The sequence below is a fragment of the Tenacibaculum sp. AWR4_210 genome (genome assembly GCF_056160945.1).
The window spans coordinates 754,825-765,139 of sequence record NZ_JBSWYF010000001.1; the positions used below are offsets into that span (position 1 = coordinate 754,825).

General features: G+C 32.2%; 11 protein-coding genes. 1 reads left to right on the forward strand and 10 read right to left on the reverse strand.

Annotated elements, in window-relative coordinates:
- Positions 1-115: 115 nt before the first annotated feature.
- Positions 116-1,990 carry a membrane protein insertase YidC gene (gene yidC, locus ACXAG7_RS03325; protein WP_408044123.1) on the forward strand — a complete coding sequence of 625 codons (1,875 nt, stop codon included), beginning with the start codon at positions 116-118 and terminating at the stop codon, positions 1,988-1,990.
- Between the two features lie 74 nt (positions 1,991-2,064).
- Here yidC and ACXAG7_RS03330 read toward each other — a convergent pair whose 3' ends face one another.
- The 10 genes from ACXAG7_RS03330 to ACXAG7_RS03375 all read right to left on the reverse strand — a co-directional run.
- Positions 2,065-2,625 carry a hypothetical protein gene (locus tag ACXAG7_RS03330; protein WP_476665954.1) on the reverse strand — a complete coding sequence of 187 codons (561 nt, stop codon included), beginning with the start codon at positions 2,623-2,625 and terminating at the stop codon, positions 2,065-2,067.
- A gap of 70 nt (positions 2,626-2,695) precedes the next feature.
- Positions 2,696-3,199 (reverse strand): hypothetical protein, encoded by a 504-nt coding sequence (locus tag ACXAG7_RS03335; RefSeq protein ID WP_476665955.1) that lies wholly within the window; start codon positions 3,197-3,199, stop codon positions 2,696-2,698.
- 212 nt (positions 3,200-3,411) lie between these two features.
- Positions 3,412-4,140: a hypothetical protein gene (locus tag ACXAG7_RS03340; protein ID WP_476665956.1), complete on the reverse strand. Its 729-nt coding sequence runs from the start codon at positions 4,138-4,140 to the stop codon at positions 3,412-3,414.
- A gap of 573 nt (positions 4,141-4,713) precedes the next feature.
- The gene (locus ACXAG7_RS03345) at positions 4,714-5,055 is read right to left on the reverse strand and encodes a hypothetical protein (RefSeq protein ID WP_476665957.1); all 342 of its coding nucleotides are present in this window, start codon (positions 5,053-5,055) and stop codon (positions 4,714-4,716) included.
- Between the two features lie 347 nt (positions 5,056-5,402).
- On the reverse strand, positions 5,403-6,260 hold the full coding sequence (locus tag ACXAG7_RS03350; protein WP_476665958.1) for a hypothetical protein: 858 nt from the start codon (positions 6,258-6,260) through the stop codon (positions 5,403-5,405).
- Positions 6,261-6,805: 545 nt separating this feature from the next.
- The gene (locus ACXAG7_RS03355) at positions 6,806-7,297 is read right to left on the reverse strand and encodes a hypothetical protein (RefSeq protein ID WP_476665959.1); all 492 of its coding nucleotides are present in this window, start codon (positions 7,295-7,297) and stop codon (positions 6,806-6,808) included.
- Between the two features lie 336 nt (positions 7,298-7,633).
- On the reverse strand, positions 7,634-7,891 hold the full coding sequence (locus ACXAG7_RS03360) for a hypothetical protein (protein ID WP_408044131.1): 258 nt from the start codon (positions 7,889-7,891) through the stop codon (positions 7,634-7,636).
- Positions 7,892-8,343: 452 nt separating this feature from the next.
- The gene (locus ACXAG7_RS03365; RefSeq protein ID WP_476665960.1) at positions 8,344-8,946 is read right to left on the reverse strand and encodes a hypothetical protein; all 603 of its coding nucleotides are present in this window, start codon (positions 8,944-8,946) and stop codon (positions 8,344-8,346) included.
- A gap of 7 nt (positions 8,947-8,953) precedes the next feature.
- Complete coding sequence (locus ACXAG7_RS03370; protein ID WP_476665961.1) at positions 8,954-9,748, reverse strand: hypothetical protein; 795 nt, start codon at positions 9,746-9,748, stop codon at positions 8,954-8,956.
- 188 nt (positions 9,749-9,936) lie between these two features.
- Positions 9,937-10,315 (reverse strand): hypothetical protein (locus ACXAG7_RS03375; RefSeq protein ID WP_476665962.1); only part of this gene is annotated, 379 nt, incomplete at its 5' end.

The window sequence follows — 10,315 nt, forward strand, 5'->3', positions numbered from 1 at the left end:
ACAAAATTAATCCGTACAAAACCTATAAAATTACTGATGGTTTTAGTACATTTGTCGGGTTTTTCTATGACATAGAGAAGCATAACTGACAGGTTGACATTATTAATACAAATCAATGGAACAAAAAAAATTCGATTTCAATTCCTTTATAGGAATGTTATTATTAGGGGGAATTCTTTTTTGGTGGATGAACTCATCAAAACCAGAAACTACAGAAACTACAACGACTCCTACTGAGCAAACGAGCACACAAGCTGCCGCTACTACTGAAGATACGACTGCCATCCTCAATGACTCACTGCGTCAAATTGCACTGAACAACAAATTGGGAGCCTTTTCATATGGGGCTATGCGCGCTAAAGAAGGTGTAACGTCTATCGAGAATGAGGTACTAAAATTAACCATCGATCACAAAGGTGGACAAATTGTGGAAGCGCTCATCAAAAATTACAAAACCTACGATTCACTTCCATTGTATTTGATAAAAGATAAGAACGCAACGTTTAATATCAATTTTGGGACCACTGACAATCGCGTATTGAATACTCAAGACGTCGTATTCGAAGCTCAAAAAACTAAAAACGGAGAAAACGAAGTACTTACACTTAAATTGAAAGTAGCGGAAGATAAGTTTTTAGAATACCGTTACGAAATGAAACCTAACGATTACCGCGTTGGTTTTGCCGTACGCTCGCAAGGTTTAGGGAACGTGATTAACGCTTCGCAACAAATAAACTTAGACTGGAAATTGAACGCATTCCGCAATGAGAAAAGTATGAAAACTGAGAACACCATGTATTCTTGGTTATATTACAAAACAGAAGGTGATGTTGAATACTTGCGTCCTGGAAACTCTGAAGTTGCCAATGACCTTAGTTGGGTATCGTACAAACAACACTTTTTCTCTTCTATTTTACGTTCAGAAACGCCTTTTAACAACGCAACTGTAACGTCTACAGACTTGGTTAAAGACAAAGAAAAAGATACTGTATTTACTAAAGCTTACGAATTAAAAGCGCCACTAGCGTTAAACAATGGTGAGTTGAACTACAACATGGAATGGTTTTACGGACCTACCGATTACAATTTATTAAAAACCTTTAAAGGAACTGACTTAGACCAGACTGCTGATTTAGGATGGGGAATTTTCGGTACCTTAAACCGTTGGGTTTTTTATCCAGTTTTTAACGTATTAAAAGGATTTGTAGGAAACTACGGATTGATCATTATTTTAATGACCATTGTCGTTCGTATTTTACTTTCACCGGTATTGTACAAGTCGTATTTATCAAGTGCTAAAATGAAGGTAATTCGTCCAGAAATGGAGGAAATCAACAAAAAATATCCAGGGAATGAAAATGCCTTAAAGCGTCAGCAGGAAATAATGGCGGTACAGCGAAAAGCCGGGGTGAGTATGATGTCAGGATGTATTCCTGCCTTATTACAAATGCCAGTGTTCTTTGCGCTATTTAAGTTCTTCCCGACCAATATTGACTTCAGACAAAAGAGCTTTTTATGGGCAAACGATTTATCGTCATACGATATCATTTTTAAGTTACCTTTTAATATACCGTTTTATGGTGACCACGTAAGTTTGTTCCCTATATTAGCATCGATTGCTATTTTCTTCTATATGAGAATGAACCAAAGTCAGCAAGCGAATATGCAAGCTCCACCGCAAGAGGGGATGCCTGATATGAGCAAAATGATGAAATGGATGATCTACTTCTCTCCTATTATGATGTTATTTTTCTTTAACAACTACGCAAGTGGATTGAGTTTGTATTATTTTATTTCGAACTTATTGACCATCACCATCATGTTCGTTATTAAAAACTACGTTATTGATGAGGCTAAAATTCACGCACAAATAGAAGCGAATAAGAAAAAGCCCGTTAAGAAAAGTAAGTTCCGTGAGCGCCTAGACGCAGCTATGAAGCAAGCGCAAGAGCAACAAGCCGCGCAACAAAAAACTAAAAACAAGAAGTAATTAATTACTTCTATTACCCATAAAAAATCCCGCAAGTAATTTGCGGGATTTTTTTTATGGTATCTAGGGGCTTTCTATTCTTTCATCGAGCTTTCAAAAACAGCTTCAACTTCATTGATGAATTCCTGATTATAGGTCGCTTTTACATAAGCAAGGTACAAGGTTTGTTCATCTCTACCAAAATAGGTATGGGGTGCTTTGATATAAGGCATTACCAAATCGTGCGATTCCCCATCAAAATCAAGAGTTTCTGTATAGGTTCCTTTACGCAGTACTCGCTTGATATGCTTCAAAAAATCGGGACTTTTACAGCGGTACTCTTTGACATATACTAAAGCCTTGTTCTTGGAATTACTATACCGGGCTTCTCGCTGTATTCGCAAGCCCTCCTTAAAATCATCTTCAAAATTATCGATACTCTTATCAAAATCACGAGTCATCACCGAAACTAAATTCAATGTCGGTTGCAGTTCTTTGGTTAAAATCTCAAAGAAATCAACCGGTTTATCCGACGTCTGTTTGACCTGTGTTTTCACAGTTTCCTCGATTTCTTTTTCTGGTTGTTCTGCTTTCTTCTCTTTCTTGCATGATACGGCCAAACACAGTACAGCAAAACACACTACTATTCTATACATACTATTTTATTTAAATACAAAAATCAACATTTTGAACACTACTACTAACTTATTGGCTGCGAACAAATCCCTAAGATTCCTCAGAATTGATTTGCAAAGACTGGGAATGTTTGTAAAAGTCTTCTTCGTAAAAAACTTCCAATTCACCATCGCAATAGGTTACTGTGACACTATCATCGTTAATGACATAGTCAACAAGTAAATCTTTCAACATAATCCCTCCAAGAAATACTCCGCTCTCAAAATTAACTAAATACAATTCTACTTCCGCAATGATGAGTAATTTTCCTTTAAATACTTCAAAAGTATAGAAATTGGACACCAAGATCTTTTCTATCAACACTTTAAAATTTGATTTTTCAAGGATGACCACTTTCTGATCTATTCCGACACACAGCCAGTCAGCGAAACAATTTACAACTGGTTTTATCACCGTACTAGCGCACTGTAGAATGCACTCCGTATTTGATAAAGTCAGTTTGTAATAAACTCGAGGAACATCCGAAAATGCTATTTGGGGTATCGCTTTGTTTTCTACAGCAAAGGTCTCATTTACGGTATGAATTTCTATCATTTTTTTATGTGTTTATAGTGCTAAGAATCCTCTTAAAATTACTTTTGACGCATAATGCTCTCTTATAAAGTACTTTCGCAAAATCGATATTTTGTACTTTTTGATTTAAAAACGGAGCTAAAAGCAACACCACCTGTAACCTTGTTAGGAGGTTCTCATTTTGTTTAGTAGCCTTAACGAATACTGCTAAAAATACCAGGTATATTCCTTTTTTAAAACCCCAAAAAATGTGGGTTTTGCATAGCTTTCCACCTATACAATTGGAAATACCCCGCAGTGATATGGGTTATGTATTTTTCCTTAGTGAATATTAGTTTGGTAAAATATCTTCCGGCAGCCTTTCCTCCAAAGAAGTAAATAAAGATGTACTCCCCATCTTCCGATGTATAAACCTCTATTGGCTTTAAAACAAGCTGGTCGCCAGGAAGCGCAACATCATAGTAATTCGCATACACATTTCTCGGAATCACTATTTTTTTACCATTTATTTCAATCTGCAAATCATCGATTTCCAAAACAGGCAATACCCCTCGGTAATATGCGCCATGAGGTATTTTTCCGTCTATCTTCTGCTGAATTTTTCCAGAATTGCTTATTTTATGTTCGGCTTTCACAAATTTTTGAAACCTCAATGACACCGCAATCTTTAACTTCGAAGACAGTACTCCTTGAAAGTCGAGATATGATGAATCTTTATAGTCCACCATCTCTATTTTCTTCAGTAAATTTCTATTGGTAATGTATTTTTTGGAAATTCCGTTCTCTTTCAGAAAAGCTATAGCATAGTCAACACTACTTTTGTTCACATTTCTCTCACCTTCCAAAAGTTCGGATATAAGTTCCTCTTTTTGGATAGCATTAATATGTGCTTCAAAATCAATCTGCGAAAAACTCGATTTCGAAATAACTATTAAAAAAACAACCAAAAGTAAATTTCTCATGTATCAAAAATTTAGGTTTGTCAATAGATTAGTTTAGTTGTGGGTTTTCATTGCCCTAAGTTTAGAACGGTAATACCGTTAAGGTACATTCATAAACTGATTCATTATGCTCTTTGGTATCCTTGTATTCACTACGAGTCCTATACTGGCGAGAGCGGGAAATCATCAATATTTGTCTTTAATCCAAAAAAATACCCCTACTCTTTTTTATTACACTAAGAATCAAATCAGCCTCCTCCCTATCAGTCCCCATATCTCAAAACCTAATTGAAAGACTTTCTTATGAGTCTCTGGGGCTTTTCGACGTACGTGGTAGGCGTATTTATCTATTTTTCTTCTTTAAAACTCTCCTATCGAACCTCTAATTAAAATGATACCTTTTTGAATTTTCTAAATTTTGGTGCTAGCATAGCTACTTTTTATAGCAATTCAAAAATATATGATTTCAGGTAAACTTGGTTTGTTTTTTCGTGCTAATACATAAAAAAACTACCTCACAAATCAATGTAAAGTAGCTTTTATATTTTTTGTTTATTACTCGTACTCTCCACACGAAAGGATTCGTTTGGAAGACTACTCTTTATCTATCATACGTGCGGGAGCTGGAGAACTTGATAATTGCCCTAAAAATTTAGTAAAATCATTATTATAGTAATATATAATTGTTTCTCTAAGCTCTACAGTTACTCCTACTATCTGATCCTCATCTTCAATAAGGGATTCTGCAGATTTTATTATGCATTCAAATTCCTCTACTTGCGTTTTTAGTTTTTTCTTCTCAAATCCAATTTTTCTTAACTTATATATCTCTAGAAACTTAGAAACTGACATCGGTCTTGAAACTTTGATATTCGAGAAAATAAGTTCTTTAAACTTTTCATCCTGTATCAAGTTGTTTAATTTATCGTTCATCATAAATATACTTTATCCAACAACACTTGCTTCTGCTTATTTGTAACAAGTTTTTATAGATCATTCGCGCGTCATCCAAAACCATGTAAATCAATAACTATCAAAACCTTACAAACAGAATAAATACTAACCTATTGAAGCTCTTTCAAGAATAGAAACAACTTTCAATTTTTCTAAATTATTGCGCAAGCATAGCAATTTTCATAGCAGTTCAAAAATACGGATTATCAAGGAGACTTGACTTGTTCTTTCATGCGAACTAGCGATAAAGAAACTACCTTATCATCTAATATGAAGTAGCTTTTATAACTTCTCGTTTTGCTATTACAAATGGCTAAACTATATCCGTTTTATTTAACTTTCTTTAAGCTCTCGCTGTTTCCACCAATGGAACTATCAAGGAGAGGCCCTGGGTGTAAAATAGAAAAAAAGCCATAATCCAATTCTTTCGTTCCGTCTATTTTTTTTAAAATACTCTTGGTTAAATCGGCCTCTAATTCTTTTATTTTTTCTTCTGAAAAGTCGAGAGAATTCAAACAAGTTATCGTTTGCCCGTCAATTTTAAAAAATAATTGTCGATACTTTTTCTTTACACCTACTTCCTTATAAGATATTTCCCATCTATTTTTACCTAAGTAATTCTTTTCTATACTGTATATGTTATCAATGATCTCTCTCAGTAAAGCTTTTTTTACTTTCCTACCATTAGCGTCCAGAAACAAGGTTTTGTTTTTAAAGAAGCTTCCATTATACAAAAAACTATTATTCGTGTTTCTATATTCAAATAGAATTACGTCATAATCTCTAAAGTTCCCAGTGAGATACTCTAAAAAAGAGGGTTTCTTAAAAGAGCTTTCTTCCCGCTCATTAAATGAATTAAGCGGCAGGTAATTCATGTTATTATCTTTTTTATCTTTTCCGAAAACATAAAAAATATATTTACTCTTATCTTTGGATTTAACAACTCTATAACCATCTTCTAATATTTTTTTACCACCATTTTCAGACAAATAAAAATCGAGCATTTCTAAATGAGATTCTGAAGTCAAATCCTCATCTCCTGTGTAAATAAAAAAATCAAAAGCTCTATCTCTGAGTTCTATAATTTCCTCATCATACTTAGCATAATTACTATGGTAATTATAATACTTTACTAACAAAAAAAAAGTCATTAATGCTATTAAAGGGTATAATATTTTCTTTTTCATGATATAAATTAGTTTTTAAAATAAAATTCAATCTGCTTACTAATATGTGTTTTGACTGCATCATATGCCATCTTGTCTTCAAAAAATATGTCAATACCTAGGGAAGCACTAGATTCATAATACGAATTTGAAAAGTATAATAAATTATCTCTGATACTTCCTACATGAAACTTGTAGTCAACCAACTTTTAATACGTGGATAGTATATTCTTAACTCGAATACAGATTTTGTAGTTTCAAAATCTTTTTCCTGACTTTGACTGGCGTTTTTATCTAATTTCCTAGAAAAAAACGACCTATTGAGCCTCTGACAAGTATCGAAACATCTTTCAAATTTTCTAAAATAGTGTGCAGGCTTAGCAATTTTCATAGCAGCTCAAAAATACAAATTTTCAGGGATATTTAGCTTGTTTTTGCCTGCAAACGGCATAAAAAAACTACCTCAATTACTAGATTAAGATAGTTTTCTTTTTGCCATTACAAATGGCTTATTAAATTATCGTTTCTTTTTACACTTCCTTTTATTTCTTGACTTTACGCTAAAGCTACATGTCAAGGTGTGGGGGTTCTTTAGTCTTCTTCATTAAAACATATGAATTATTATCACATGCGCTTTTAAAAGTTGTAATAAATCTACAATACTTGCTAGAGTCTGCATCTATCCTTATTTCAAAGTAATCATTCTTCTTTTCTAAAGAATAAACTTTAAATGGAATGGAATAACCTTCATCATCCTCATCAATTTCAATATCTGGTTTTAATTTAACTAAGCCTCCAATACTATCAAAACATTCATTATTTTGTTTCAAAAATAGATACTTAATATTAATCTCATTTATTTTTTTTATACCTATAACTTGGTTCTTCCGTGTATCAGTATAAATGTAATCATAGCCTATCAACAAAGAATCTAAAACCCTGTTTTTATACCTCTTAACTAACACTTCTTCTTGTAGATTACTATTTGTTTTGGTAAAATTGGTAGATGCTTTTTTCTTACATCCCAAAATAAAAATAAGTATCATTAAATATCTCATCACCTTATATTTTTAAAATTTGTACTCCCATTAACATCTACTCTTAGTAAACTATAATCAGGTGTGTAATCTGAAGGGTAAACAAAATGAAACTTTTTACTGATTCTAAATGCAGAATACTTCACCTGATTGCTTTGGTTACCACCCGATATAATTGCGTTTCGAATTTTTACCAATAATAAAACCAACATGTCCTTTGCCACGACCAAAATTAATAATTGCACTACGCTCGTTAGGTATCAATAAGTATATGTCGTATTTAAGATCTGAATCACACGCACTTACTTTTATTTGACGTTCAGTTTTCGTCACAAAAGAAGGAGTAGCATTCCTCTTTTATTTTGGAGATTTTTTTTTGTTTTTAATTGCATCCACAGCAATAAGCCAATATTCCCAATAGGCAGAGTCAAGAGGTATGCCATCTTCCCATGAGTATCCAGCGCATAAAATATCTGTCAAATCGTTCGAATTGGTCGCATTATAATAATACTCAAGCATGTATATCATTGCATCATAACCTTGCTTTTCAGTTATCAATTCATCACTAAATATTTTACCGTTTTTATCTATTTTGTTCTTACTTTTTAACTCCATAATCTTAAAATTTTATTCTTAATAAGTTACTTTCTATACCACCTCCAGCACTAATTCCTCCCACTTCATTATACTGTGTTCAGAATAAGTACAAAATACCTGCCTGTATACTTCCTTCAATGTTTCAGTATCTTTATCTTGACCTTGACTGGCATTTTTATCTATTTTCCTAGAAAAAAACGACCTATGGAGCCTCTGACAAGTATCGAAACATCTTTCAAATTTTCTAAATTATTGTGCGGATATAGCAATTTCCATAGCACCTCAAAAATACATTTTTTTATGGATTTTTAGCTTTTTTTGCCTGCAAACTACATAAAAAAACTACCTCACAAATCAATGTAAAGTAGCTTTTATATTTTTTGTTTATTACTCGTACTCTCCACACGAAAGGATTCGTGCGTTAGCACGGTCTTTATTGCTCATTCGTCTGGGAGCGGGGGAATCATTTTCTATTTAGAGTCCCAATAAACATCCATACATTCTTCTATTAAACCAAAAACAGATTGTAACTCAATACTATTTTCTAAATTATGTTTCGATAATTCAAAATTGAGGTTACCTATAGAACTAAATCTCATATATCTTTCTCCATTTTTCCTCATTTCAAAGACAAAAATAACTTGATTAGTAGATTCATCTAAGCAACTGTAAATAAACTCCTTTTTATTCTTTACAGAATTGAATGAGTTTTTAATATCTATAAGTTCATTATTATTTTTTAATTTCTTATTTACTTCTATTGCAATTGTATTATTATCAAAATTAAAATCTTTTAAAACTAAATATTTATGATAAGGATTCTGTTCATAAAAAAAAGTAATAAAGATTCCATCTCTAACATTTTTTACAAAATCAATGTAATACTCGTAATCAAAATTTTCGTTATCAAAAATAAAATTTCTTTTCTCATTAATATTCTTTGTTACCAATTCACAATTATGGCTAATCTGATTATTCTTAACAATTGGCTTTACAGTATTACATCCTTTACAAAGGAATATTAATATCATAAATTTAAAGATATCTAGCACTTTCAATTCTTGAATAGTCATACTTTTTTTAGTTTAAATTTTCATTCCTAAACATTTTACCATTCAATTTCATCATAAAATTTGTGTTAAGAAGATTAATATTACAAAACTCTTTATTCTTCAGCCCTTTGATTCCATTGTGAACAAAATCAGTAATTGCTTGATTTTCATAAAAATACACTTTAGCCTCTCTTAATATCTTAAGTTGATTATATCTCTCTTCATCTGTTGAACGAGAAAAACTAAAGTTTGGTATTACTTCTGTAATATCTTCTGGCTCCTCTCCAATAAGATGCAACCAAGCATGAGCACCTTCGGGTGCTGTAAGTACCAAAGTATTTGTATCTTGACCTGTCGTATAATCAGCAATTGTTTTTTGATTAACAGATATTTCAATAGTACCTTCCTTATGCCCCGTAGCTCCCCCTCCAATTACTACTTCATCTAATAACTGTTGTCTACATGTATTTGGAAAAGCAGAAGAAGAATCTGTTACTGGATCAATTGTCCCCTCTCCACAATTTTCAGGACATTCACTACAAGGACAACCCCCATCAGGATCGATTGTGTTAATAGGGTTATTTCCCATTCCAAAATCGGGTGAATAATATTGTATCCCTAGGTCAGTAGTCAACCATTTATCAATTCTAGCATCCCATAATCGTAACTGAAAAGCTTCTTTCCCAGTTTCAGGGTCTTTTTCACGTTCTTGGTAAGTGCATTTATGTATTTTCTTAGTAAAAAACAACCTATCGGGCCTTTGATAAGAATAGAAACATCTTTCAAATTTTCTAAAATAGTGTGCGGGCATAGCAAGTTTCATAGCAACTCAAAAATACGGGTTTTTAAAGAAACTTGACCTGTTTTTTTCTACGAACTACGTAAAAAAAAACTACCTCACAACTTAATGTAAAGTAGCTTTTATATTTATAGTTTATCACTCGTACTTTCCCAAGAAAGGATATGTACGGGAGTATTACTCTTCATTGCTCATTCTCAAAGCATCTGGGGTTATCTCCATTTATAAGATCCCATTTCCGTCCATTTATTTTCTTTACACATAACTCTAATATCGTTAAAATCCTTCTTATTAATTTTTATTATAATATCTTCATTTAAACTATTAGAAAAGGCTTTAAAAAATATAAATCTTCTTCTTTTTTTTAAAAAATAGAGATTATTAATATCATAATTAAAAAGTTTTATTTTTAAATACTTTGTAAAAGTATTAGGTGCATTTAAATCTAGTTCGAATAAATTTAAAACACAAGTTTTAAAAACATTACCACTAAAAAAAACTAGCTCGTTATTTTTATAATCCAAACCGACTAACATCCTTCTAGATAATATCTCCTCGTATGAAATATTATCATAAAAAACCACTTTTGTT

What these genes read in the sequence shown, in the direction of transcription:
- yidC (WP_408044123.1), top strand. Translation starts at nt 116, where the DNA reads ATGGAACAAAAAAAATTCGATTTCAATTCCTTTATAGGAATGTTATTA.
- ACXAG7_RS03330 (WP_476665954.1), bottom strand. Translation starts at nt 2,625, where the DNA reads ATGTATAGAATAGTAGTGTGTTTTGCTGTACTGTGTTTGGCCGTATCA.
- ACXAG7_RS03335 (WP_476665955.1), bottom strand. Translation starts at nt 3,199, where the DNA reads ATGATAGAAATTCATACCGTAAATGAGACCTTTGCTGTAGAAAACAAA.
- ACXAG7_RS03340 (WP_476665956.1), bottom strand. Translation starts at nt 4,140, where the DNA reads ATGAGAAATTTACTTTTGGTTGTTTTTTTAATAGTTATTTCGAAATCG.
- ACXAG7_RS03345 (WP_476665957.1), bottom strand. Translation starts at nt 5,055, where the DNA reads ATGATGAACGATAAATTAAACAACTTGATACAGGATGAAAAGTTTAAA.
- ACXAG7_RS03350 (WP_476665958.1), bottom strand. Translation starts at nt 6,260, where the DNA reads ATGAAAAAGAAAATATTATACCCTTTAATAGCATTAATGACTTTTTTT.
- ACXAG7_RS03355 (WP_476665959.1), bottom strand. Translation starts at nt 7,297, where the DNA reads ATGAGATATTTAATGATACTTATTTTTATTTTGGGATGTAAGAAAAAA.
- ACXAG7_RS03360 (WP_408044131.1), bottom strand. Translation starts at nt 7,891, where the DNA reads ATGGAGTTAAAAAGTAAGAACAAAATAGATAAAAACGGTAAAATATTT.
- ACXAG7_RS03365 (WP_476665960.1), bottom strand. Translation starts at nt 8,946, where the DNA reads ATGACTATTCAAGAATTGAAAGTGCTAGATATCTTTAAATTTATGATA.
- ACXAG7_RS03370 (WP_476665961.1), bottom strand. Translation starts at nt 9,748, where the DNA reads ATGAAACTTGCTATGCCCGCACACTATTTTAGAAAATTTGAAAGATGT.